The following is a 24,722-nucleotide window of genomic DNA, read 5'->3' as shown; positions in this document are numbered from 1 at the left end:
GATGCGTTCAGGAATAATTGCCAACCTTGACTGCTTCTGTTATTTATAGCGGCCTGTTTTTTTCCCCATTGGGGATCGATAGTGCGTGTTATCCAGGAGAAACAACATGCAAGAAGGGCAAAACCGTAAAACATCGTCCCTGAGTATTCTCGCCATCGCTGGGGTGGAGCCGTACCAGGAGAAACCGGGCGAAGAGTATATGAACGAAGCCCAGCTGGCGCACTTCAGGAAAATCCTTGAAGCGTGGCGCAATCAACTCAGGGATGAAGTGGATCGTACGGTATCACACATGCAGGACGAAGCGGCTAACTTCCCTGATCCGGTCGACCGCGCCGCTCAGGAAGAAGAGTTCAGCCTCGAACTGCGCAACCGCGACCGCGAGCGTAAACTGATCAAAAAGATCGAGAAGACGCTGAAAAAGGTAGAAGACGACGATTTCGGCTACTGTGAATCCTGTGGCGTTGAAATCGGTATCCGTCGCCTTGAAGCGCGTCCTACCGCCGATCTGTGCATCGACTGTAAAACGCTGGCGGAAATCCGCGAAAAACAGATGGCCGGCTAACGGCACGTGAACGATGCAGTGCGAGCGGGATACTCTCCCGCCCCACTGCAGTTACGTGAATACGGTGATGTTTACTCCCTGTACTGGACGCTTTGCTCCCTCTCCTTCCGGTGAACTCCATTTCGGCTCGCTGATCGCCGCGCTTGGCAGCTATCTGCACGCCCGCGCGCAGGGCGGCCGCTGGCTGGTGCGCATCGAAGATATCGATCCGCCGCGCGAAGTGCCCGGCGCCGCCGACGCGATTCTGCGTCAGCTGGACCACTACGGCCTGCACTGGGACGGCGAGGTGCTGTGGCAGTCGCAGCGTCATGACGCCTATCGTGAAGCGCTGGCGTGGCTGCGTCAGCACCGGCAAAGCTATTATTGCACCTGTACCCGCAGCCGCATTCAGCAAATCGGCGGCGTGTACGACGGGCACTGCCGCGATCGACATCTGGGCCCGGAAAACGCCGCGTTGCGCCTGCGTCAGCGCGCGCCGGTAAGGCAGTTCCACGATCTGCTGCGCGGCGATATCCATGCCGACAGCGCGCTGGCGGAAGAAGATTTCATTATTCATCGCCGCGACGGGCTGTTCGCCTATAACCTGGCGGTGGTGGTGGACGATCATTTTCAGGGCGTGACCGAAATCGTGCGCGGCGCGGATCTGATTGCGCCAACGGTGCGCCAGATCGCCCTCTGGCGTCAGTTCGGCTGGCAGGAGCCAGCTTATCTGCATTTGCCGCTGGCGCTTAATCATGATGGCAATAAGCTGTCGAAGCAGAATCATGCGCCTGCGCTGCCGACCGGCGACCCGCGCCCGGTGCTGATCGACGCGCTGCGTTTTCTGGGACAATCCGCGCCGGAAGCGTGGCGGGATATCACAACAGCACAGCTGCTTGAACAGGCCGTTGCACAGTGGGATTTGGCGAAAATGCCGCGCAATGACGCGCTGCCCGCCATCGAAACGACAACACCATTCTCAAATGGGTCGCAACAGGCTATGATTAGCCGCTGATTTTACCACCTAATTATCGTCATTATCGAGGTGTCCTATTTTTACCCGAGTAGCTAATTTTTGCCGTAAAGTCCTGAGTCGTGATGACGCGGCGCCGGCAGAGGTTGAGGAAGACGAACTGCAGATGACCGTCATCCCTCGTGAAAGTCACAACATCTCGCGCAAAGACATTAGCGAAAACGCCCTGAAAGTCCTGTATCGCCTGAACAAGGCGGGCTACGAGGCTTATCTGGTGGGCGGTGGTGTCCGTGACCTGCTGCTGGGTAAAGCGCCGAAAGATTTTGATGTCACCACCAACGCGACGCCGGAGCAGATGCGCAAACTGTTCCGCAACTGCCGTCTGGTCGGCCGCCGTTTCCGTCTGGCGCACGTGATGTTCGGCCCGGAAGTGATCGAAGTAGCGACGTTCCGCGGCCATCACCAGGCGGAAGAAGACGCCAACGCCCAGCGCGGCCAGAACGGCATGCTGCTGCGCGACAACATTTTCGGCACCATTGAAGATGACGCCCAACGCCGCGACTTAACCATCAACAGCCTCTACTACAGCGTGGCGGATTTTACCGTGCGCGACTATGTCGGCGGCCTGCAGGATCTGCAACAGGGCATTATCCGTCTGATTGGCGATCCGGAAACGCGCTACCGCGAAGATCCGGTCAGGATGCTGCGCGTGGTGCGCTTCGCCGCCAAGCTGGAGATGACCATTGCGGAAACCACCGCCGAGCCGATCCCGCGCCTCGCTACGCTGCTGAACGATATTCCGCCGGCGCGCCTGTTTGAAGAGGCGCTGAAGCTGCTGCAGGCGGGCTACGGATATCAAACCTATCTGCTGCTGCGCGAATATCAGCTGTTTCAGCCGCTGTTCCCGGTGATTAGCCGCGCCTTTACCGAGCGCGGCGACAGCCTGATGGAGCGCATGGTGGAGCAGGTGTTGAAGAATACCGACACGCGCATTCAGAATCAGATGCGCGTGAATCCCGCGTTCCTGTTCGCCGCCATGTTCTGGTATCCGCAGCTGGAGACCGCGCAGCGCATCGCGCAGGAGAGCGGACTCGCCTACTATGACGCCTTTGCGCTGGCGATGAACGACGTACTGGATGAAGCCTGCCGCTCGCTGGCGATTCCGAAACGCATCACCACGCTGGTACGCGATATCTGGCAGCTTCAGCTGCGGATTTCCCGTCGTCACGGCAAGCGCGCGCTGAAGCTGATGGAGCATCCGAAGTTCCGCGCCGCCTACGATCTGCTGGCGCTGCGCGCGGAAGTGGAGAACAATCAGGAACTGCAGCGTCTGGCGCACTGGTGGGGCGAATTCCAGGCCGCCGCGCCGCCGCAGCAGAACCATATGCTGAAAAATCTCGGCGACGATCCGGCGCCGCGCCGTCGTCAGCGTCGTCCGCGCAAGCGTCCCGCCGCCCCGCGCCGCGAGAACAGCAGCAACGCATGATGATGCTGAACCTCCTGCGCCTTCGCATCCTGGATCGCGTATGAATCGCGTTTATCTGGCCTTAGGCAGCAACCTCGCCGATCCGCTGCATCAGGTGCGTAACGCGCTTGATGCGCTGGCCGCCATTCCGCAAACGCAGAGGGCGGCGGTGTCGGCGTTTTACCGCACGCCGCCCTACGGCCCGCCCGATCAGCCCGACTATCTCAACGCCGCCGTAGCGCTTGATACGCAGCTGTCGCCAGAGGCGCTCCTCGATCATACGCAGCGCATCGAGCTGGAACAGGGACGCGTGCGCAAAGCGGAACGCTGGGGGCCGCGCACGCTCGATCTCGATATTATGCTGTTTGGCGATCGGGTGCTGAGAACCCCGCGTCTGACGGTGCCCCACTACGATATGCTCAACCGCGCCTTTATGCTGGTGCCGCTGTTGGAGATCGCGCCGCAGGCCCGCCTGCCAGATGGACGCTATCTGGCTGATATCGCAGCTAAACTTGACTGCAGCGCCATTCAACTCTGGTAAAGCCTCCGCCTCCCCTCGGGCGCGCTACTGACGCCACGATAAGAAGTTTCCTCTGACCGTCGCGATCCTTTACACTGCGCCCACCAGAACGTAGATACTGAGGTTGTCATGAAACCCACCACTATTTCGCACCTGCGCCAGTGGAAACAGGCAGGCAAAAAATTTGCCTCTATCACCGCCTATGATTTCAGCTTCGCCCGTCTGTTTGCCGATGAAGGCATTCAGGTGATGCTGGTCGGCGATTCACTGGGCATGACGGTGCAGGGACATGAATCCACGCTGCCGGTGACGGTAGACGATATCGCTTATCATACCGCTGCGGTGCGCCGCGGCGCGCCGCACTGCCTGCTGCTCGCCGACCTGCCGTTTATGAGCTATGCCACGCCGCAGCAGACCTGTGAAAGCGCGGGCCGCCTGATGCGCGCCGGGGCCAATATGGTTAAGCTGGAAGGCGGCGCCTGGCTGACGGAAAGCGTGCGTATGCTCACCGAGCGCGCGGTGCCGGTGTGCGGCCATCTTGGCCTGACGCCGCAGTCGGTTAATATTTTCGGCGGGTATAAAGTGCAGGGGCGCGACGATGAAGCCGCAGAGCGCCTGCTGGCCGACGCGCTGGCGCTGGAAGCGGCGGGCGCACAGCTGATGGTGCTGGAGTGCGTGCCGGTCGCGCTGGCGCAGCGCGTCACCGAGGCGCTGACGATCCCGGTGATCGGCATCGGCGCGGGCAACGTCACCGACGGCCAGATTCTGGTGATGCATGACGCCTTCGGCATTACCGGCGGCCATATCCCCAAATTCGCCAAAAACTTTCTGGCCGAAGCGGGCGACATCCGCGCGGCGGTGCGCCAGTACGTGCAGGAAGTCGAAAGCGCCGTCTACCCCGCTGCGGAACACAGTTTCCAGTGAACAGGAGAAAATCCGTGTTGATTATCGAAACGCAGCCGATGCTGCGCCGTGAAATTCGTCGCTGGCGTCAGGATGGCAAACGCATCGCGCTGGTGCCGACCATGGGCAACCTGCACGACGGCCATATGACGCTGGTGGATGAGGCGCGCGAGCGCGCCGATATCGTGGTGGTCAGCATCTTCGTTAACCCGATGCAGTTCGATCGCGCCGACGATCTGGCGCGCTACCCGCGCACCCTGCAGGAAGATTGCGAAAAGCTGAACCGTCGCGGCGTCGACCTGGTGTTCGCCCCCGCTCCGGCTGATATCTATCCCAAAGGGCTGGACACCCAAACCTTCGTCGACGTGCCGGGCCTGTCGACGCTGCTGGAAGGCGCCAGCCGCCCCGGTCATTTCCGCGGCGTCGCTACCATCGTCAGCAAGCTGTTTAATCTGGTGCAGCCCGACCTTGCCTGCTTCGGCGAGAAAGATTATCAGCAGCTGGCCTTGATCCGCAAAATGGTGGCCGATATGGGCTACGATATCGATATTATCGGCGTGCCGACGGTGCGCGCGAAGGATGGCCTGGCGCTGAGTTCGCGCAACGGCTATCTCACCGCCGACGAGCGCAAGCTGGCGCCGATGGTAAGCCAGGTGATGCGCGAGATGGCGCAGAAACTGGCCAACGGCGAGCGTCATACCGAAGAGATTATCGAAAGCGCCGAAGCGGCGCTGCGTGAGAAAGGCCTGCGTCCCGACGGCCTGGCGATCTGCGATGCGGATACGCTGCTGCCGCTTAATGTCGACAGCAAGCGCGCGGTCATTTTGATGGCCGCCTGGCTGGGCAAGGCCCGCTTGATCGATAATCAGACGGTTGATCTGACCCAGTAGACAAGCGACGGCGATCCATGAATACTGTCGCTCATCTTTTGATTTGTTGCGGAACAAGGTAACAGAGATATGGTACGCACCATGCTGCAAGGCAAGCTGCATCGGGTGAAGGTCACCCAGGCCGACTTGCATTACGAAGGGTCCTGCGCCATTGACCAGGATTTCCTCGACGCCTCCGGCATTCTTCAGTACGAGGCGATCGATATTTATAACGTGACCAACGGACAGCGTTTTTCCACTTACGCCATCGCGGCGGAACGCGGTTCGAAAATCATCTCCGTTAACGGCGCCGCCGCCCGCTGCGCCTGCGAAGGCGATATTTTGATCATCTGCTCCTACGTGCAGATGCCGGACGACGAGGCGCGCCAGTGGCAGCCGAAAGTCGCCTACTTTGAAGGCGACAATCAGATGAAGCGTCTGGCGAAAGCCGTACCGGTGCAGGTTGCCTGATTTCCCGGCGGGACCGTTCTGTCCCGCCTGTTTTGCCCGCTTCCCCTTACAACTTCCCTTTAGCTTGCTGTTTACTGCCGCCCGATTTGCTTTTTTTTATCGCCGATAGTCTTCCCCTGCCCGCCGCATCGTTTCCTCCCCTTTTCCGGCTTCCGTGTCAGCTTAAATCATGCAGCGCCTTGCCGTTGGGCGGCGTCAGGCGCATCTCGCTAAAGGTCACCGCCAGTCCGGCGCGCTCCGGCGTGCAGCACATCACGCCGACCCGGCAGCGTTCCGTCGTGACGAAGCGGCACAGGCGCAGCAGCGGCCAGACTTCGCCATCGACGGAATATTGCAGCCGCAGGGCGTCGCCGCGTCGGGTCAGTCGCATCCAGAAATCGCGCGCATCGCCGTTAAACGGCCCGGTGGCCCAGTCGGAGCCGCCCTGCGTCAGCACGCTGCCGATGGCGGGGTGACCGTCGTTATATTCAATTCCCGCCTTAAGCCACTGTTGCTCATCGGCCAGCAGCATAATGCCCGCCTGATCGTAGAGCGTATGGAAATCGGCGCGAATGCGCGCCTGAAAGGTAAAATCCCCTTCCGCCTCGCAGCCGTAAAAATGGCCGCTGAAGCGGGTAAAGCCGTACCAGGTTTCGCGCCAGAAATCGGTGTTCTGGTCGGTCACTACCGAAAGCTGCTGGTTCTCTTCGCGCCAGACGGCGGGCGGGTTAATCCAGTGAAACTGCGACATCACGCACCTCGACAAAAAAGTTAAAGCGTTTTCAGCACCCGGCACGGATTGCCCGCCGCCACGACGCTGGCCGGAATATCTTTCGTCACCACGCTGCCGGCGCCGATCACGCTGTTGTCGCCAATCGACACGCCCGGCAGGATCTGCACGCCAGCGCCGATCCAGACGTTATTGCCAATGGCGACCGGGCGCGCATACTCCAGCCCGCAGTTACGCTGTTCCACGTCAAGCGGATGTCCGGCGGTATGAATGCCGACGGACGGGCCGATAAAAACGTTGTCGCCGATAGTGACCTTGCCGCAATCGAGGATCACCAGATTGACGTTGGCGTAAAAATTCTCGCCGGTTTCGATATTGCGTCCGTAGTCGCACCAGAAAGGCTGTTCGATCAGAATCTGTTCGCCGGTACGGCCAAGCAGCGCCTTAATCTGTTTGTCCCGTCCGGCCAGGTCGCGCGGATCGGTTTGATTGTACTGTTGCAGCCGATATTTCACCTCGCCGCGCTCGGCGATCAGCGCCGGATCGTAGTTGGCGTCGTAGAGTAATCCCGCCAGCGCTTTTTCCGCTTCGGTCATCTTTCCTCCATTCATCTGTTCAGACAAGACGACGCTACAGGTCGGCCAGCCGCCTTACGGCGCAGGCCACCAGTTCCGGCGTCACCGGCATGACGGAACGATGGATCATCATGCCCTCGATAAAAGCGTCGATCGCCACCGCCGCCGTAGGCGAGAAGAACTGCTCCAGTGCGCTGCGGCTACGCGTCATCCAGCCCAGCATGATCGGCTTCAGTTCAGGACGGCGACTGGCGTAGCCGTAAAGCTCATAGCTCAGCAGTAAAGTGCGTGAAGAGGAGGTGGCGTCGCCAAACACGATTGCCACCACCGCATCGACTGCATCCTGCTGCGTGCGCGCCAGGGCGATGCGGGCGGAAAATTGATCGGAGATATGCTGTGAAAGCTGGTTAAACGCGGCGAAAAGCAGCGCTTCCAGACTACTGAAATAGTAGCTGACCGCGCTGAGCGGCACCGCCGCCTCGGCCGCCACCTTACGGTAGGTGGTGCCCGCAACGCCATATTTTACAATCACCTCCAGGGCCGCCTCGGCAATACGTTCGCGCCGCTGCGGGTCCTGACGCCAGCTTCTCTCTGTCATTCTGTTCGTCCTTCTCTGCCTCAGGAAACAGCCTGGCACAAAGAGCGAAACTGAACAAATGTCCCAATTGCTTTATCAGATTTACCGCAGCGCGACGGCAAAATATGGGCGAAAAAAAACGCGCTCCGTAGAGCGCGTTCAGCAGGTCGATATCAGGTGCGCAGACCGCGCCCGCGCTGGATCAGCGTCCAGGCCAGTATGTAAAACACCACGATAAAGGCGACCAGCACCGACAGCGTAAACACCAGCGGCACGTCGTTGATGCCCAGGAAGCCGTAGCGGAAACCGCTGATCATATAGACGACCGGGTTCAGTTTGGACACCGCCTGCCAGAACGGGGGCAGCAGCGTCAGTGAATAGAACACCCCGCCCAGGTAGGTCAGCGGCGTCAGCACAAAGGTCGGGATCAGGCTGATGTCGTCAAAAGTGCGCGCAAAGACCGCGTTCAGCAGGCCCGCCAGCGAGAACATCACCGCGGTCAGCAGCAGCGTCACCGCCACCATCAGCCAGGAGTGCACATGGAACGGCACAAAGAACAGCGATACCGCCGTCACCAGAATGCCCACGCAGATGCCGCGCGCCACGCCGCCGCCGACGTAGCCGGCAATCACGATATGGGTCGGCACCGGCGCCACCAGCAGCTCTTCTATGTTGCGCTGAAACTTGGCGCTGAAGAAAGACGACGCGACGTTGGCGTAGGCGTTGGTGATCACCGCCATCATAATCAGCCCCGGCACGATAAACTGCATATAGCTGAAGCCATGCATATCGCCGATACGCGAGCCGATCAGGTTGCCGAAGATAATAAAATAGAGCGTCATGGTGATTACCGGCGGCACCAGCGTCTGAATCCAGATACGGGCGAAACGGTTGATCTCTTTCGCCCAGATACTTTTCAGCGCGACCCAGTATAAGTGCGTCATGCATGACCTCCCGTTTTTCCCTGCACCAGACTGACAAACAACTCTTCCAGGCGATTCGCCTTGTTACGCATGCTCAAGACCTGCACGCCCTGCGCGCTGAGCTGGCTAAATACGCTGTTCAGCCCCTGCTCGCGCATCACCTCTACTTCCAGCGTCGAGGTATCCACCAGCCGATACTGGAAACCTTCCAGGCGCGGCAGCGGGCTTTTCGCCGCCAGGTCGAGGATAAAGGTCTCCGACTTCAGCTTCGCCAGCAGCCCTTTCATCGAGGTGTTTTCCACCAGCTCGCCGCTCTGGATAATGCCGATATTGCGGCACAGCATTTCCGCTTCTTCCAGATAGTGGGTGGTCAGGATAATGGTCGTGCCCTGCGCGTTCAGCTCTTTCAGGAAGGTCCACATAGAGCGGCGCAGCTCGATATCGACGCCCGCGGTCGGCTCGTCGAGGATCAGCAGCTTCGGCTCATGCATCAGCGCGCGCGCGATCATCAGACGGCGCTTCATGCCGCCGGAGAGCATACGCGCGCGCTCATTGCGTTTGTTCCAGAGATCGAGTTGGGTAAGGTATTTCTCCGCGCGCTTCAGCGCATCGCGGCGCTCAACGCCGTAGTAGCCCGCCTGGTTAACCACGATCTGCAGCACGGTTTCAAACGGGTTAAAGTTGAATTCCTGCGGCACCAGCCCCAGCTGGCGTTTGGCGTTGACCACATCTTTTTCCAGGTCGTAGCCGAAAACGCGCACCCGGCCGCCGCTTTTGTTAACCAGCGAACTGATAATGCCGATGGTGGTCGATTTCCCCGCGCCGTTCGGCCCCAGCAGCGCGTAAAAATCGCCCGCCTCGACCGCCAGATCGACCCCTTTCAGCGCCTGAACGCCGCCGGAGTAGGTCTTGGTGAGTTTTTCTAGTTCCAGTGCATAGGTCATAGAGAAGTTGCTTACCCTGTTTTGTTAACTGTTATTTTTACCGTTTGAAATTGTCAGACGTTGTCCTATAGTACGTCCACGCATTTTTGCTTGTTACAGAACGATAACCATCATGAAAGATATTGATACACTCATCAGCAACAACCGCGAATGGTCTAAATTACTGGTTGAGGAAGATCCCGGCTTTTTCGAGCGCCTCGCGCTGGCGCAAAAACCCCGCTTTCTGTGGATTGGCTGCTCCGACAGCCGCGTTCCTGCCGAACGCTTAACCGGCCTTGAGCCTGGCGAGCTGTTTGTCCATCGTAACGTCGCAAACCTCGTGATCCATACCGACCTCAACTGCCTCTCCGTGGTGCAATACGCGGTAGAAGTGCTTGAAGTGGAACATATCATCATTTGTGGACACTACGGATGCGGCGGCGTACAGGCGGCGGTTGAAAACCCGGAACTGGGGCTGATCAACAACTGGCTGCTGCACATCCGCGATTTGTGGTACAAGCATAGCTCGTTACTGGGCGAACTGCCGCCAGAGAAACGCTTTGATAAGCTTTGCGAAATCAACGTTATGGAGCAGGTCTACAACCTGGGCCACTCAACGATTCTGCAGTCGGCATGGAAACGCGGGCAGAAAGTGACGATTCACGGCTGGGTTTACGGCATCCACGACGGCTGCCTGCGCGACCTGCAAGTGACCGCCACCAGCCGCGAGCTGCTGGAACAGCGTTACCGTCACGGCATTGCCAACCTGCTCAACCATCCTGAAAGCCATCGCTAATTAGCGAGCGGCATAATAGCCCGTCACGCAACGGCTATCTTTAATCGATTGTGCTGTCCCTGACAGCACAATCGTTCATCCTTACTCTTCCAGCATCACCACTTTGCCGATATAGGGCAGATGGCGATAGCGCTGCGCGTAGTCGATGCCGTAGCCGACCACAAACTCATCAGGAATAGAAAAACCGATATATTCGACGTTCACGTTGACTTCGCGGCGCGACGGCTTGTCCAACAGCGTGCAGATCGCCAGTGATTTCGGCTCGCGCAGGCTGAGGATTTCACGCACTTTGCTTAGGGTATTGCCGGAATCGATGATGTCCTCGACGATCAGCACATCCTTGCCGCGGATATCTTCATCCAGATCCTTGAGGATTTTCACGTCGCGGCTGCTCGACATGCCGCTGCCGTAGCTGGAGGCGGTCATAAAATCGACTTCATGCGAAACATCGATGGTGCGGCACAGATCGGCCATAAACATAAAGGAGCCGCGCAGCAGGCCCACCAGCACCATATCGCTGCCGCTGTCGCGGTAATCTTCGGTGATCTGCTGGCCCAGTTCGGCGATACGATTGCGAATCTCCGCTTCGGAGATCATTACTTCAACGGTGTGTTTCATAGCTTCAGCTTCGTCATCTGTCGAAAGCAGCGAAGTCTATCATAATTTGCGGGTCAAATACCGCCGCGCGACCGCGTTATGGTGTGGCGCCTCACAGACATACAGACTGCTGAACGTCCAAAATACCGTATTTAATCATGCTTTTGGTTTTAAAGTTAGAACGTTAAGTCATTTATCAGCTAATAAGCCGTTGTGGTAGCGTAAGCGCAATTTCGTTGCCGGATTGCCAGGAGAAACCATGAAACAGGCCAATACGAAAAAAACCCATATCGGTAAACGCCCGCTGCAACCGGAAACCCAGATGCTGAATTACGGCTACGATCCCGCGCTGTCGGAAGGCGCGGTAAAGCCGCCGGTGTTTTTGACCTCGACGTTCGTGTTCAACAGCGCGGAAGATGGCCGCGACTTCTTTGATTATGTGTCGGGCCGACGCGAGCCGCCTGCGGGCGCGTCCGGCGGTCTGGTTTATTCGCGCTTTAATCATCCCAACAGCGAGATTGTAGAAGATCGCCTGGCGGTTTATGAGCGCGCCGAAAGCAGCGTGCTGTTCTCTTCCGGCATGTCCGCCATTTCGACGACGCTGCTGGCCTTCGTTAAACCGGGCGATGTTATTCTGCACTCCCAGCCGCTCTACGGCGGCACCGAGACCCTGCTGAGCAAAACCTTTTTGCGCCTGGGCGTCGCGGCGGTCGGCTTCAGCGACGGCCTGAATGAAGAGAAAGTGCAGCAGGCGGCAGACCAGGCGCTGGCCGCCGGACGCGTATCGGTAATTCTGATTGAAACGCCCGCTAACCCGACCAACAGCCTGGTAGACATTGCGCTTATTCGGCGCGTCGCGGAGAAAATCGCCGCGCAGCAGGGCCATCGTCCGATTATCGCCTGCGACAATACGCTGCTCGGCCCGCTGTTCCAGCGGCCGCTGGAGCACGGCGCGGATATCTCTCTTTACTCGCTGACCAAATATGTCGGCGGCCATTCCGATCTGATCGCCGGCGCGGCGATGGGCAGCAAAGCGCTGATGACGCAGGTGCGCGCCTTGCGCAGCGCGATCGGCACCCAGCTTGATCCGCACTCCAGCTGGATGCTGGGCCGCTCGCTGGAGACGCTGTCGCTGCGTATGGAGAAAGCCAACCGCAACGCCGAGGCGGTCGCCAACTTTTTACGCGGCCACGAGAAGGTGGAGAAGCTGCACTATCTGTCATTCCTGGACGCCAACTCCGCCGCCGGAAAAACCTTCCAGGCGCAAAGCAGCGGCGCCGGTTCGACCTTTTCTTTTGATATTCGCGGCGGGCAGGCTGCCTCATTCCGTTTCCTGAACGCGCTACAGCTGTTTAAGCTGGCGGTCAGCCTGGGCGGAACGGAATCGCTCGCCAGCCATCCTGGCAGCACCACTCATTCCGGCGTGCCTGCCGAGGTGCGCCAGCGTATCGGCATTACTGAAGCAACGATTCGTCTGTCGATCGGCATTGAGAACAGCGACGATTTAATTGAGGACCTGAAGCTGGCGCTGGAACAGGCGTAACGCATTTATTGACGGGGCGGCGTTTGGTACAGACCCGCCCTTTTTACGCTTTAAGATAGCGAATGAATTATTGTTGCGCTTTACTGTTACTTTTAACGTTATTACCTTTATACCAGTTATAAAAGTCCGATAATAAATAACAGGTTTTATTAATTCCTAAAAATATCAGCAGTGCGGAAATCATATCGATGGCTACGCCGCACGGCGACACAATGCGCAGCGAGTTATGGCTAATGATATAAAACCCCAGGCAATAGCTGACCAGCCAGCTATATCGAATTTTTTTACTTAACATAATTAGTCCCTTAATTATTTAATGGCTACGTGGTAGATAAGACTATAAAGTTAATGTGTAGAATATATCGATCGACTTCTGTTATTGGAATCTTTTGTTAGCGGTGCAACGTATTTCATCGTTTCTAAGCTGCCTGTACGGCAGTGAACGTTTGATGTTCATGCTGGCAATGTCGGCCAGTTTTCTAAGCTGCCTGTACGGCAGTGAACCGTAGCTGTGTCGGAACGTGTGAGGCGTGACGTTTCTAAGCTGCCTGTACGGCAGTGAACTGTTGATATTAAAGCGTAACTCACTAGCGATAAATGACTTTCGCCACAATTCCTATGCAAACCCTTTTTTATCCTTTCCTCTGTCTGCTATTTAAAATCAAACATTTAAAAGGACGGTCAAAAAAAGGGTTTGCGCTTTAGCCTGCTCATACAGCCTGCAGACATCAGCCAGTTTGCTGTTACGCCACGGTAAAGCCCAGCATCATCCCGGTGTCTTCATGTTCCAGCAGATGACAGTGCGCCATATAGGAATGCTGCGCGTCGGCCAGATGGTTGAAGCGCACCAGCACCTCGCTGCGCCACCCTTCTACATGCACCGTATCCTTCCATCCCTGACGATGCGCCGCTGGCGGCTTGCCGTTTTCAGTAAGAATGCGGAACTGCGCGCCATGAATATGGAAAGGATGCAGCATGCTGTCGCCCTCGCCGGAAATGGTCCATTTCTCCAGCTGTCCCTGTTTCACGGCAAACATCGGCTTATTCATATCGAAAGCAAGTCCGTTGATTTTATTGCCGTTGCGGAAATCGTAACCAGACGCGGCGACGTGCTTCATGTCGCCCATATCATGATGGTGAGACGGCGCGGCGGACGCACCTGGCGTCGATGGCGGCGCGTGCCCCGCCATCGCCTGCCTGCCGTAGCGCTGCTGTAACGCCTGCATGCCCAGCCGATCGAGCTGCGGGTCCATCATGAGCTGTAGCCAGCGCTGCGGCAGATTATCGCTGGTCGGGAGCGGCGGCAGCGTCGCCAGGCTATCCGGCAGCGTGCCGCTCGCCATAACCCGGAGCGGCAGAATATGCAGCAGCGAAAGCGGCGCATCAAACGGCGCCAGCGTCATTCCCATCTGCGTCACCGGCAGCGTTTGCAGATCGAACGCCTTGCCGTCACTGGTGTCCACCAGCACCTCAAACCGTTCGCCGGGCAGCATCATGAAGGTTTCGACTTTGACCGGCTCCGCCAGCAGGCCGCCGTCGCTGGCTATTATGTAAAGCGGACGCCGATCGCTGGCGGTAAGGTTCAGCGAACGCGCGTTGCAGCCGTTCAACAGCCTCAGACGCAGCCAGCCGCGCGGCACCGCATGCTGCGGTGATGGCACGCCGTTGGTCAGCATCAGGTTGCCGAACCAGCCAACCGCCGCCCGCATTATGTCCAACTGATAATCAATCGCGGTTCCATCGGGCGTCAGCTGCTTATCCTGCAAAATGACCGGAATATCGTCCACGCCCCAGCGTTTCGGCAGCAGCAGCTTTTCTGACTCATCGTCGCGCAGCACCACCAGCCCGGCCAACCCCTGCGCCACCTGATAACCGGTCTCGCCATGCTGATGCGGATGAAACCAGCAGGTCGCCGCAGGCTGATCGGGCGTGATGGCGACTGTGCGCTTGCCGCCAGGCTCGATAATCGCCTGCGGACCGCCGTCCACCGCGCCCGGCACTTCCAGCCCGTGCCAGTGAACTGTGGTCGCCTGCGGCAGGCGATTTTCCAGCGCCACATTGATGGTTTTGCCGCGCGTCATTTCAATCGCCGGCCCGAGCAGCGCGCCGTTATAGCCCCAGCTGTTAACCGCCTTGCCGTTCCAGCGGCTGATGCCGCGCTGGGCGATTACGCGCACCGAACCGTGAATATCGGGCGTCAGCAGATCGGGAATCGGCAGCGCAGGGCGGCCCTGCGCCAGCGTCCGGCCTGAGTAAAAGGGAAACAGGCCCGCTGCGCTCAGCGCGGCGGTAAGTTTAAGAAAGTCGCGGCGTTGCATGTCGGCGTCCTTTGAACAGGGTTCATGCGGAACCCGGGAGTAATTGCACGTCAGTCATAAATCTTAACGTTTTTAGCCCGCGGGAAACCACCTTTCACTCTGATTTCCGCAACGACCGGAAAAGAGGCTTATTCGTTCCATGTTCTCATAGTGACGATCGGCTGCGTTACAGGGCATTGCCGCATTATTCAGGATAACGTTCTTTTAAAACCGTCTTTTTACCCTTTTCAAAAAAAGAGAGCGCCGGATTATCCTTCTGCTTGCGTAAATAATCTTTTGCTTTCAAATGTTTTATCGTCCGAAAGAAACAGCACCATCAGATGGTCTGGATCTTTACGGCCTTTCTGCCCTGACAGCAATAGCGCTCTCTTATAACACTTTTTATCGCGATGAAAGATGCGATCTTTTAACCTGCACTCCTGAAGCAATAGCGGTACATTCGGCTTAACATTATTGAGATTTTCTGGCGATCTTATCGCTTCTTTATATTTACCTTTGGCGCAAAGAATCCTGACATATATTCTTACTACACTTTTATTCAAAGATTTTTTCTGCAAGACGACCTGGCTTATCAATAATTTGGTTCTGCTCATCATCCTGCGATATTGAATATCGCTTCGTTAAATCAGAAGCATCTTTCGTCTGTTCATCACTATATTGTGTGTCGTCATAAGCGTAGCAGCTTAAATAAACCATTATTATCAAAGGATTTATAATTTTTATCCGCCTATCCGAAGCTAACCACTGTGCTTAACCGAAAAGGCATAAAACAGAGCCGATTTATGCCTGCTACCCGCCCGCTGCTCCAGGTCCTGTCACAGGGTGCCTGCTGACTCGAACGCCTGCGATTCTGACCTTTGCCGCCAAGCATTATGACGCCGATAAGAAACGGCTTGATATGGGCCTGGTGCTGACGCAGAATGCGACGATTTTAACCGCAAACGGCGGCAAAGCGTAAAAATGGCCTGAAGCCCGTCCATAACTGTGCTAACGTCAGATTATTGCAATTTTAAGAGAATGATTATGAAGAAAGGCATTCAGGCCCTGTTGCTGTCGGGGCTGCTCGGTTTCTCGTCCACCAGCTTTGCGCTTAGCGAATCGGAAGCGGAAGATCTGGCGGATCTGACCGCTGTCTTTGTTTATCTCAAGAATGACTGCGGCTATCAGGACCTGCCTGATGCCCAAATCCGCAAGGCGCTGGTGTTTTTCGCGCAGCAGAACCGCTGGGATTTGACCAACTACGCCAGCTATAACATGAAGGCGTTGGGCGAAGACAGCTATCGCGATCTCAGTGGCATTGCCGTCTCTAACGACAAGAAATGCAAGGCGTTGGCGCGCGACTCGCTCAGCCTGCTGGCCTATGTGAAGTAACGCGTCTGAGGCTTTCCTGCTGCTAATTTGACCGTGCATCCCCTGCCAGAGTTAGCTATGATGTGCCGCCCAATTTTCATGGCTATTCTGAGGAGAGTCCCACCATGGCCCAAAATGAAATTTGGTATGAAACCCTTCATGCCGGCTTCGGACAATATTTCACGGTAGATAAGGTGCTTTACCGTGAAAAAACCGAGCACCAGGATCTGGTTATTTTTGAAAACGCCGCTTTCGGGCGCGTTATGGCCCTCGACGGCGTGGTACAGACCACCGAGCGCGACGAATTCATCTATCACGAAATGCTGACGCATGTGCCGCTGCTTGCCCATGGCAACGCCAAAAAGGTGTTGATCATCGGCGGCGGCGACGGCGGCATGCTGCGTGAAGTGAGCCGTCACGCCGGGCTGGAGCAGATCACGATGGTTGAAATCGACGCAGGCGTGGTCGAATTCTGCCGTCAGTATCTGCCGAACCACAGCGCAGGCGCCTACGACGATCCGCGCTTCCGTCTGGTGATCGACGACGGGGTTAACTTCGTTAATCAGACCGACGAAAAGTTTGACGTGATCATCTCTGACTGCACCGATCCGGTGGGTCCGGGCGAAAGCCTGTTTACCTCGGAATTCTATGCAGGCTGTAAACGCTGCCTTAATGAAAATGGCATCTTTGTGGCGCAGAATGGCGTCTGCTTCCTGCAACAGGATGAAGCGGTCACCAGTCATCGCAAGCTGGGTCATTATTTCAGCGACGTCAGCTTTTATCAGGCGGCGATCCCGACCTATTACGGCGGCATTATGACCTTCGCCTGGGCCAGCGATAATCCGGCGCTGCGCCAGATTGACGCCGCGACGTTGCAGGCGCGTTTTGCGTCCGCAGGCCTGAACTGCCGGTATTACAATCCGGCGATCCACACGGGCAGCTTCGCTCTGCCGCAATATCTGTTGAATGCGCTGTCAGCGCCGACCGGACATTTATAAGGGGTGAACTAAATTGCAAAAGCTGAAACTACATGGCTTCAACAACCTGACGAAAAGCCTGAGTTTTTGTATCTACGACATTTGCTATGCGAACAGTGAGGCTGAACGTGACGGCTATATTGCTTATATCGATGAGCAGTACAACGCCAATCGTCTGACTGAAATTCTGACCGAGACCTGCTCAATCATCGGCGCGAACGTGCTGAACATTGCGCGTCAGGATTATGAACCGCAAGGCGCCAGCGTAACCATTCTGGTCAGCGAAGAACCGATCGATCCAAAGGATATCGATAAATCGGAGCATCCTGGCCCGCTGCCAGGTTCGGTGGTCGCCCACCTGGATAAAAGCCATATCTGCGTCCACACCTACCCGGAAAGCCATCCCGAAGGCGGGCTGTGCACCTTCCGCGCCGATATCGAAGTTTCCACCTGTGGCGTGATTTCACCGCTGAAAGCGTTGAACTACCTGATCCACCAGCTGGAATCGGATATCGTCACCATCGACTACCGCGTGCGCGGCTTTACCCGCGACGTAAATGGCGTGAAGCACTTTATCGATCACGAGATTAACTCTATACAGAACTTTATGTCGGACGATATGAAAGCGATGTATGACATGGTCGACGTGAACGTTTATCAGGAAAACATCTTCCACACCAAGATGTTGCTGAAAGAATTCGATCTCAAGCATTACCTTTTTAATACCCGGCCGGAAGACCTGACCCCGCAGGAACACAAGCGGATCACCGACCTGCTGTGGAAAGAGATGCGTGAAATCTACTATGGCCGCAATATCCCCACTGTCGGCCTGAAAACGCAGTAAGGCCCTGCCTTGCCGGGGCGGTTCCTGCCGCCCCGATTCATTATGCGCTGCGGGCCTGCGCCAGCGTCAGTTCTATCTTCTCCCGGCGCAGCTGCGCCTGCGTCTCTTCATCCAGCCGCCCGTCGGTTATCACTTCCGTCAACGCCTGTAACGGCGTCACGCAAAACAGCGACCAGGAACCATATTTACTGCTATCGGCCAGCAGCACGCGACGGCGCGCATTAATCAGCAGATCCTGCTTCAGCCCCGCTTTCTCTTCCGTCGGCGTGGTAATCCCTTTCTCCAGGCTCCAGGAGTTGCAGCTGACGAAGGCGATATCGGGATGGATAGTGCGTAGCAGACGGCGCCCGTGTTCGCCGATGCAGGACTGGCTGGAATCATCGATGCGTCCGCCGATAATCGTCACTTCAATCTGGCGAAAACCAGAGAGGAACAGCGCAATATGCAGATCGGCAGTGATCACGCGCAGCGGCAGATGGGTTAGCTGGCGCGCCAGCTCCAACATCGTGGTGCCGGCGTCCAACACTACCGCGTCTCCGGCCTTTACCAGCTTCGCGGCTTCGTGGGCGATCGCCTGCTTCTCCGCCAGATTGCGTTGGATCTTTTCTGAGGTGGTAGGCTGTTCAGGAATAAAACGGTTCAGCGTCACGCCGCCATGCGTCCGGCTGATAACGCCTTCCTTATCCAGCTTGATCAGATCGCGGCGAATAGTGGCGGGCGAGGCGGAAATGGCCGTCACCAGTTGATCAACAGTAACCAGATTATGGCCTTTCAAATAATCCATAATCTGGTCGAGGCGACTTTGTCCTTTCATCTTTCCCTATGCAAGTTGCATCGCAAGTTGAATCGAGATCGCCATGCTCTCAGACTTCGCTTTACCTGTCCAGGCAATATCAAATGCGGTGCCGTGGTCCGCCGAGGTACGGATAAACGGTAGTCCGGCGGTGATATTGACCCCGTCGTAAAAGCCCAACAGCTTAAGCGGAATGTGCCCCTGATCGTGGTACATCGCCACCACCATATCGTACTGGCCTTCATAACATTGCAGGTAAACCGTATCTGGCGGACAGGGGCCGTAAGCGTCAACGCCGCGCGCCTTCATCGCCTCAATAGCCGGGCCGACGATACGGATCTCCTCGTCGCCGAATAGCCCGTTTTCACCCGCGTGCGGATTCACGCCGGCAACGGCGATGCGCGGATGGCTGTAGCCGACGCGGCGTAAAAAAGTGTCCGCCATACCGATCACCGTTTCAACGCGCGGCTGGTTCAGCGTATCGAGAAACTTGCGCAGCGCGATATGCGTGGTGACGTGAATGACCTTTAGCCGCTCCGTATAGAGCACCATGGCGTAATCTTTACTGTCGGTCAGTTTAGCCAGCAGTTCGGTATGACCAGGATAGAGATGCCCGGCGGCGTGGAGCGCCTCTTTATTCAGCGGCGCGGTGGCAATCGCCTGCACCTCGCCCGCCATCGCCAGACCGGCCGCGCGCCGTACGCAACGGTAGGCCAGGTCGCCCGCCTGCGCCTGGACATTGCCCGGCGTCAGCGTCGCCGGATCCGCCAGCGGTTCGTCCAACACGTTGATCGTGCCCGGCGCAAAGCGCGCATGGGAAACGGCGCCAATCTCGCGCAACTCAACCTGAGGAAGGTTACCCTGCGCCATGATGCGCCTGAATGTTTCCAGGCACCCCACCACAACCGCTGGCGCGCCGTTTAGCTCTCCTTCAGAAAGCGCTTTAATAATGATTTCCGGGCCGATACCGGCGGGATCACCCATGGTTACGGCAATGGTCTTAGTGGTCACGGTACATCTCCTCAATAAACGAAAGCGCGTCACAGAGCGCACTCTCAGAACCAAAACCGCCGGCTTTGGTAATCACCGGCAAATCATCAAGCTCGCTGTTGATAAAACGGCCGCATGGAATACAGGGCGCCACCTCCTGCTGAATACGGTAGCCCTGCGCATTCAGCGCCTGCGCCACCGCAATGGCGATATCGCCGCCGGTAAGAAACAGGCCGCCAATGCGCGCGCGTTCCATAATCGCCAGCGTCAGCTCGCCGAGCAGTTGGCTCAGCCGCTCGCCCAGCTCCGCGCGACCGCAGTGAAACTGCTGGCACAGCGCATCGATCTGATGACGATCGTTCATGCTGCGGCTGGTACGTAAAATGCAGTGTTGTCCGGCAGCGATCAGCGCGCTCGCCTGTTGCGCCAGCCGGTCGATATCGCGCCGGTCATGGTTCAGCAGCAACGCCGCATCCACCTCCACCGCCTGCGCGCGCCGGTTGCGGATCGCCAGCTCAACCTGACGCCTCGTCGCCTCGCTCATCGAACCGGCGATTGCCAGCACGGGCAGGCTCTGCCGCGCAGCAACGCAGGCGCTGGCGGGCAGCGCGGCGGCCAGCCCGGCGGCGCCCACCAGTAGCGGCGGTTCCTCCAGCGCCAACGCCGCGTCCGTGATCAGCGCCAGATCCCGTTCGGTAATCGCGTCGGCCACCACCACGGCGGCGGGCGCCTGCCGCTGGCAATGACGCAACAGTGCCGACAGCTCGCCGCTGCGCACCGTTGAGAGCGTCACCTCTGTTACCGGCAGGCGGCTCTGCTGTGCCAGGATTTCTTTAATACGCGAGGCGACAATCGGCGTGCGCGGATCGCTGGCAAATTCGGTTTGCGCCAGCGGCGTCTGATGCACCAGACACTCGCCGTTCAGGGTGGTGCGCCCTGCGCCAGGGATCGCGGCGGCGACCAGCGCCAGCCGTTTTCCGCTGGCCCGCAGCGCCGCCTCAATCTCTGCGCCGATATTGCCGCGAAAGGTGGAGTCGATTTTCTTGTAGATCAGCAGATCCGCCTGACGCCACGGCGTCAGCGCTTCCGTGACCGCCTGCGCCGCCGTGGCCGCATCAAAGGCGCGGCTTTCGGTATTGATCACCAGTACGTCAGCATGGCGCGACGGTTTCTGTCGCGCAGAGAGCATCACTTCGGTGTGCGCCCCCTTCTTCGCCAGCTGAACGCCGGTGTCGTTGGCGCCGGTAAAGTCATCAGCAATGACGACCATTTTCATAGCCACTCCTTTCTACTGCATTGGCTTTCGCCTCTGCGCCCGCCAGGCCTGCTTTCTTATCAAGAGGCCATGATTAACCAAAACCGTAACATGATTATATTCAATCACGATTGATTAAATGTGAGCAACCTCAAATTAATCGAAAGCGATATACCCTATAAAATTGGGCAGCCATGCAATGCTTGTATTTAAAGATGACGAAATACAATCAACTGCTTCAGCGATTCCGGCGTGACAAGGAGAAAAGGCAGACCTCATGAACATCAACAGCACCCTTATCAGCGGCTTTCAGGCGCTTAACGATATCGGCTATCTGATCCAGAACCGGCGTAACCTGCTGCTGGTGACCGATAAAAACATCATCGCCATTCCTGCGGTCGCGGCGCTGATCGAAAGGTTACGCCGCCAGACGGAGCGGCTGACGATTCTGGACGGCGTGCCGCCTGAGCCGAGTCAGCACGACGTCAGCGCCCTGCTGAGCGGTATTGAAGACAGGCGGATTGATATGGTGATCGGCGTCGGCGGCGGCAGCGTATTGGATGTGGCAAAGCTGCTGTCAGTGCTTTGCTGTCCTGACGCGCCGACGCTGGAAGCGCTGCTGGCGGGCGTGAAGCCTGAAGCGCGCCTGACATCGCTGCTGATCCCCACCACCGCCGGCACTGGTTCCGAGGCGACGCCCAACGCGATTCTGGCGATCCCGGAACAGGAGACCAAGGTCGGCATTATTTCGCCAGTGATGTTGCCCGATTACGTGGCGCTGGCGCCGGAACTGACCACCAGCATGCCGCCGCACATTGCCTCCTCTACCGGCATCGATACGCTGTGTCACCTGATTGAATGCTTTACCGCCACGGTCGCCAATCCGGTCAGCGACAACTATGCGCTCATCGGCATGAAAAAGCTGTTCGCCAGCCTGGAAACCAGCGTCGCCGAGCCGCACAACCTGCAGGCGCGCCTCGATATGCTTTGGGCCTCCTGGTACGGCGGCGCCGCCATCGCCCACGCCGGCACGCATCTGGTGCATGCCCTTTCCTATCCATTAGGCGGCAAATATCACCTGCCGCACGGTGTGGCGAACGCCATCCTGCTGGCGCCCTGCATGCGCGTAATCCGCCCCGCTGCGGTCACGAAGTTCGCGCAAGTATGGGATCTGGTGCCCGGCGCAGACGCCACGCTGAGCGATGAAGAGAAATCCCACGCGCTGGTGGACTATTTCGCGGCGCTGGTACAGCGCCTGAAACTGCCCGCCAGCCTGGAAGCACTGGGCATTGGCGCCGATCTGTTGCCAGCGTTGGTCAACTCGGCGCTGGAGGTGCAGCGCCTGATCAAGAACGTTCCGACCGCGGTTAACACCGATCTGGTGCGGGGTGTCTACCTGACCCTGTTTCCGTCATCCACGCAGAGGTAACCATGAAACAGAACATTACGGGCGTCCTGACCGCCGTCGTCACCACTTTTGACGCGCAGGGCGCGTTTCACCCTGCCGCCCAGCGTCAGCAGGTGCGCCGTCAGCTGTCGGCGGGCAACGGCATTTTTTGCGGCGGCACCAACGGCGAATTTTTCGTGCTGAACGAGCGGGAGAAGCTGGCGGTAACGGAAACCTGCGTTGATGAGGTGGCCGGCCGTGCGCCGGTGGTGGCGCACATTGGCGAAATCTCGACGCGTGAGACTATTCGCCTCGGCAGACAGGTGGCGCGGCTCGGTGTGGATGCGGTCTCGGCGATTACGCCCTGGTTTGTGCCGCTGAAGCAGGAAGAGCTGATCACCCATTATCGTCAGGTAGCGGACGCGCTGGAGACGCCGCTGTTTCTCTATAACATTCCGGCGCGCACCGGCAATACGTTGCAACCGGAGACGGTGCGCGCGCTGGCGGCGCATCCGAACATCATCGGCATCAAAGACAGCGCCGGCAGTTACGACAGCCTGAGCGGATTTCTTCAGGCCACGCAGGGTGTGGAAAATTTCAACGTGCTGAACGGCCCCGATTCGTTGATTCATCAGGGCTTTGTCGACGGCTGCTCCGCCTGCATCTCCGGCCTGGCGAACGTCGCGCCGCAGGCGATCAATGACATCTGGCGTCATTTCCAGGCGGGTGATTTGGAGACGTCCCGACAGGCGCAGGAGAACGTGACCGGCCTGCGTACCGATCTTTACAACGTCGCCTTTTCCCCGGCCGCGGTGAAAAAAGCGCTGGCGCTAATGGGACAAGACGTTGGCGAGAGCCGCTACGCGGTGCGATTCAGCGCCGACGAGGAACAGCGCATCCGCCAGATTGTGAATCAGTATCTGCAATAACAAAAAACATAACGTCCACATGATTACGTGAAGGGGCTGCCCGGCCCCAGGGTTCATTACGTCTGAGAGAGGCCATAATGAAAGAATTTGCTGCTGTCGATACGCTGATCATTATCGGTATCGTGATTGCGTATATCTTATTTACCACCTGGCTCACCTGGCGGCTGCGCAGTAAAAGCGCCGGCGATTTTATGGAAGGCTCGCGCGCCATGCCGGCGTTTATTGTCGGCGTGATGCTAATGTCGGAATATATCGGCGCGAAGTCGACTATCGGCACCGCGCAGGCCGCCTTTGAAGATGGCTTCGCCGCCTCCTGGTCAGTGATTGGCGCGGCGATCGGCTTTCCGCTGTTCGGCCTGCTGCTGGTGAAGCGCATCTATAATACCGGCAAAATCACCATCTCCGGGGCGATCGCCGAAAAGTACGGCACCTCGACGAAGAACATTATCTCGTTGATCATGATCTACGCCCTGCTGCTGGTGAACGTCGGCAACTACGTCAGCGGCGCGGCGGCGATCTCTACGGTGCTGAAGGTGAATCTGCCGGTGGCCGCCTTTATTACCGCCATCGTCAGCACCTTCTACTTTGCCTTCGGCGGTATGAAAGGGATGGTCTGGGTGACGCTGCTGCACAGCGCGATAAAATACTTCGGCATACTGGTGATCCTCGGCGTAGCGCTGCATATGACCGGCGGCATTTCACCGATGGTAGAGAAGATGCCCGATTTCTACTGGACCTGGGACGGCCACGTCGGCGCCAGCACTATTTTCGCCTGGCTGATCGGCACTATCGGCTCCATTTTCTGCACTCAGTTTGTGATCCAGGCGATCTCCTCGACAAAAAATGCCGCCTCAGCGAAGCGCGCCACCTGGGTGGCTTTCTTTTTCTGTCTGCCTATCGCCATCGCTATCGCCATTATCGGCGTCGCAGCGAAATATCTGCATCCCGATATCAACAGCCTCTACGCGCTGCCAGTGTTTTTGCAGGATATGAGTCCGTGGCTGGCGGGCCTGGTCACCACCTCGCTGGTGGCGTCGATTTTCGTCAGCGTCAGCACCGTGGCGCTGGCGATCGCTTCCCTGATCGTCAAAGACTTCTATGTGCCGATGCGCAACCCGACGCCGGAGCGCGAATTCAAAATGACGCGCTGGCTGTCGCTGGCGATCGGCTTCCTGCCGCTGCTGTTCGTCCTGTTCGTGCCGGAAGTGCTCAAGCTCTCTTTCTTTACTCGCGCCATACGCCTGTCGATCTCGGTAGTGGCGATGATGGCCTTTTACCTGCCTTTTTTCAAAAGCGCGCGCGGCGCCAACGCCGGTCTGATCGGCGCCTGCGTGGTTACCTCGGTCTGGTATCTGCTGGGCGATCCGTTTGGCATCAACAATATGTATATCGCCCTGATTACCCCGGCGGTGATTATGGCGCTGGATCACCTGATCCCGCAGAAGCAGCCGGTGGCGAAAACCAAACAAAATATGCAAAAGAGTGGAGCCTGAT

General features: G+C 57.7%; 26 protein-coding genes. 15 read left to right on the top strand and 11 right to left on the bottom strand.

The window, feature by feature from the left end; all coding sequences use genetic code 11:
• Positions 1-106 precede the first annotated feature (106 nt).
• The 7 genes from dksA (at position 107) to panD (ending at position 5,742) form a co-directional block, all read left to right on the top strand.
• Complete coding sequence (gene dksA / locus C2E16_RS04555; RefSeq protein ID WP_038628110.1) at positions 107-562, top strand: RNA polymerase-binding protein DksA; 456 nt, start codon at positions 107-109, stop codon at positions 560-562.
• 67 nt (positions 563-629) lie between these two features.
• Positions 630-1,556, top strand: coding sequence for a tRNA glutamyl-Q(34) synthetase GluQRS (gluQRS, locus tag C2E16_RS04550; protein WP_084970810.1), 927 nt, complete (start codon positions 630-632; stop codon positions 1,554-1,556).
• Between the two features lie 37 nt (positions 1,557-1,593).
• Complete coding sequence (gene pcnB, locus C2E16_RS04545) at positions 1,594-3,000, top strand: polynucleotide adenylyltransferase PcnB (RefSeq protein WP_038628114.1); 1,407 nt, start codon at positions 1,594-1,596, stop codon at positions 2,998-3,000.
• Positions 3,001-3,040: 40 nt separating this feature from the next.
• Entirely contained in the window at positions 3,041-3,520 is a 480-nt protein-coding gene (folK, locus tag C2E16_RS04540; protein WP_038628116.1) for a 2-amino-4-hydroxy-6-hydroxymethyldihydropteridine diphosphokinase, read from the top strand.
• A gap of 108 nt (positions 3,521-3,628) precedes the next feature.
• Complete coding sequence (gene panB / locus C2E16_RS04535) at positions 3,629-4,423, top strand: 3-methyl-2-oxobutanoate hydroxymethyltransferase (protein ID WP_038628117.1); 795 nt, start codon at positions 3,629-3,631, stop codon at positions 4,421-4,423.
• A gap of 14 nt (positions 4,424-4,437) precedes the next feature.
• Positions 4,438-5,292 (top strand): pantoate--beta-alanine ligase, encoded by an 855-nt coding sequence (gene panC, locus C2E16_RS04530; RefSeq protein ID WP_038628120.1) that lies wholly within the window; start codon positions 4,438-4,440, stop codon positions 5,290-5,292.
• A 69-nt stretch (positions 5,293-5,361) separates the two neighbouring features.
• Positions 5,362-5,742, top strand: coding sequence for an aspartate 1-decarboxylase (panD, locus tag C2E16_RS04525; RefSeq protein ID WP_084970805.1), 381 nt, complete (start codon positions 5,362-5,364; stop codon positions 5,740-5,742).
• A 157-nt stretch (positions 5,743-5,899) separates the two neighbouring features.
• Here panD and C2E16_RS04520 read toward each other — a convergent pair whose 3' ends face one another.
• From C2E16_RS04520 to C2E16_RS04500, 5 genes are all read right to left on the bottom strand, one after another.
• A complete protein-coding gene (locus tag C2E16_RS04520; protein WP_084970803.1) occupies positions 5,900-6,472 on the bottom strand; it encodes a DUF1349 domain-containing protein in 573 nt (190 codons plus the stop codon).
• A 20-nt stretch (positions 6,473-6,492) separates the two neighbouring features.
• Positions 6,493-7,047 carry a sugar O-acetyltransferase gene (locus C2E16_RS04515; RefSeq protein WP_038628129.1) on the bottom strand — a complete coding sequence of 185 codons (555 nt, stop codon included), beginning with the start codon at positions 7,045-7,047 and terminating at the stop codon, positions 6,493-6,495.
• 34 nt (positions 7,048-7,081) lie between these two features.
• Positions 7,082-7,624 carry a TetR/AcrR family transcriptional regulator gene (locus C2E16_RS04510; protein WP_038628131.1) on the bottom strand — a complete coding sequence of 181 codons (543 nt, stop codon included), beginning with the start codon at positions 7,622-7,624 and terminating at the stop codon, positions 7,082-7,084.
• Positions 7,625-7,776: 152 nt separating this feature from the next.
• The gene (locus tag C2E16_RS04505) at positions 7,777-8,547 is read right to left on the bottom strand and encodes an ABC transporter permease (RefSeq protein WP_038628134.1); all 771 of its coding nucleotides are present in this window, start codon (positions 8,545-8,547) and stop codon (positions 7,777-7,779) included.
• Entirely contained in the window at positions 8,544-9,470 is a 927-nt protein-coding gene (locus tag C2E16_RS04500; protein WP_038628137.1) for an ABC transporter ATP-binding protein, read from the bottom strand. The genes C2E16_RS04505 and C2E16_RS04500 overlap by 4 nt, the downstream gene beginning before the upstream one ends.
• 112 nt (positions 9,471-9,582) lie before the next feature.
• Between C2E16_RS04500 and can the strand changes: the two genes are divergently transcribed.
• Positions 9,583-10,245, top strand: coding sequence for a carbonate dehydratase (gene can / locus C2E16_RS04495; protein ID WP_038628139.1), 663 nt, complete (start codon positions 9,583-9,585; stop codon positions 10,243-10,245).
• A gap of 81 nt (positions 10,246-10,326) precedes the next feature.
• Here can and hpt read toward each other — a convergent pair whose 3' ends face one another.
• Positions 10,327-10,863 (bottom strand): hypoxanthine phosphoribosyltransferase, encoded by a 537-nt coding sequence (gene hpt, locus C2E16_RS04490; RefSeq protein ID WP_038628142.1) that lies wholly within the window; start codon positions 10,861-10,863, stop codon positions 10,327-10,329.
• Between the two features lie 238 nt (positions 10,864-11,101).
• Between hpt and C2E16_RS04485 the strand changes: the two genes are divergently transcribed.
• A complete protein-coding gene (locus C2E16_RS04485; RefSeq protein ID WP_038628144.1) occupies positions 11,102-12,385 on the top strand; it encodes a cystathionine gamma-synthase family protein in 1,284 nt (427 codons plus the stop codon).
• Between the two features lie 743 nt (positions 12,386-13,128).
• On the opposite strand, the gene cueO is transcribed toward C2E16_RS04485, so the two are convergent.
• Both cueO and C2E16_RS04470 read right to left on the bottom strand, forming a co-directional pair.
• Positions 13,129-14,703, bottom strand: coding sequence for a multicopper oxidase CueO (gene cueO / locus C2E16_RS04475; protein WP_084970801.1), 1,575 nt, complete (start codon positions 14,701-14,703; stop codon positions 13,129-13,131).
• Positions 14,704-14,951: 248 nt separating this feature from the next.
• Positions 14,952-15,245, bottom strand: a complete 294-nt coding sequence (locus C2E16_RS04470) for a hypothetical protein (RefSeq protein ID WP_133052086.1) — start codon at positions 15,243-15,245, stop codon at positions 14,952-14,954.
• Positions 15,246-15,726: 481 nt separating this feature from the next.
• On the opposite strand from C2E16_RS04470, the gene C2E16_RS04465 reads away from it, so the two are divergent.
• From C2E16_RS04465 to speD, 3 genes are all read left to right on the top strand, one after another.
• A complete protein-coding gene (locus C2E16_RS04465) occupies positions 15,727-16,074 on the top strand; it encodes a YacC family pilotin-like protein (protein ID WP_038628152.1) in 348 nt (115 codons plus the stop codon).
• Positions 16,075-16,178: 104 nt separating this feature from the next.
• Positions 16,179-17,051: a polyamine aminopropyltransferase gene (gene speE, locus C2E16_RS04460; protein WP_084970799.1), complete on the top strand. Its 873-nt coding sequence runs from the start codon at positions 16,179-16,181 to the stop codon at positions 17,049-17,051.
• Between the two features lie 13 nt (positions 17,052-17,064).
• Positions 17,065-17,874, top strand: a complete 810-nt coding sequence (speD, locus tag C2E16_RS04455; protein ID WP_038628156.1) for an adenosylmethionine decarboxylase — start codon at positions 17,065-17,067, stop codon at positions 17,872-17,874.
• A 40-nt stretch (positions 17,875-17,914) separates the two neighbouring features.
• Here the strand turns inward: speD and C2E16_RS04450 are convergent, their stop codons facing one another.
• Genes C2E16_RS04450 through dtnK form a run of 3 tightly spaced genes read right to left on the bottom strand, consistent with a single transcriptional unit; the run spans position 17,915 to position 20,933 of the window.
• Positions 17,915-18,688 carry a DeoR/GlpR family DNA-binding transcription regulator gene (locus C2E16_RS04450; RefSeq protein WP_084970797.1) on the bottom strand — a complete coding sequence of 258 codons (774 nt, stop codon included), beginning with the start codon at positions 18,686-18,688 and terminating at the stop codon, positions 17,915-17,917.
• A gap of 6 nt (positions 18,689-18,694) precedes the next feature.
• Complete coding sequence (locus C2E16_RS04445) at positions 18,695-19,651, bottom strand: D-threonate 4-phosphate dehydrogenase (protein WP_038630122.1); 957 nt, start codon at positions 19,649-19,651, stop codon at positions 18,695-18,697.
• Positions 19,652-19,667: 16 nt separating this feature from the next.
• A complete protein-coding gene (dtnK, locus tag C2E16_RS04440) occupies positions 19,668-20,933 on the bottom strand; it encodes a D-threonate kinase (RefSeq protein ID WP_104951429.1) in 1,266 nt (421 codons plus the stop codon).
• Positions 20,934-21,189: 256 nt separating this feature from the next.
• Between dtnK and C2E16_RS04435 the strand changes: the two genes are divergently transcribed.
• The 3 genes from C2E16_RS04435 (at position 21,190) to C2E16_RS04425 (ending at position 24,721) form a co-directional block, all read left to right on the top strand.
• Complete coding sequence (locus C2E16_RS04435) at positions 21,190-22,341, top strand: iron-containing alcohol dehydrogenase (RefSeq protein WP_084971606.1); 1,152 nt, start codon at positions 21,190-21,192, stop codon at positions 22,339-22,341.
• A gap of 2 nt (positions 22,342-22,343) precedes the next feature.
• Positions 22,344-23,228, top strand: a complete 885-nt coding sequence (locus C2E16_RS04430) for a dihydrodipicolinate synthase family protein (protein ID WP_084971608.1) — start codon at positions 22,344-22,346, stop codon at positions 23,226-23,228.
• Positions 23,229-23,305: 77 nt separating this feature from the next.
• Positions 23,306-24,721, top strand: a complete 1,416-nt coding sequence (locus tag C2E16_RS04425; RefSeq protein WP_084971610.1) for a sodium:solute symporter family protein — start codon at positions 23,306-23,308, stop codon at positions 24,719-24,721.
• Position 24,722 lies beyond the last annotated feature (1 nt).

Source organism: Mixta calida, assembly GCF_002953215.1.
Taxonomy (GTDB): domain Bacteria; phylum Pseudomonadota; class Gammaproteobacteria; order Enterobacterales; family Enterobacteriaceae; genus Mixta; species Mixta calida.
This window is presented reverse-complemented; position numbering and strand designations above follow the sequence as displayed.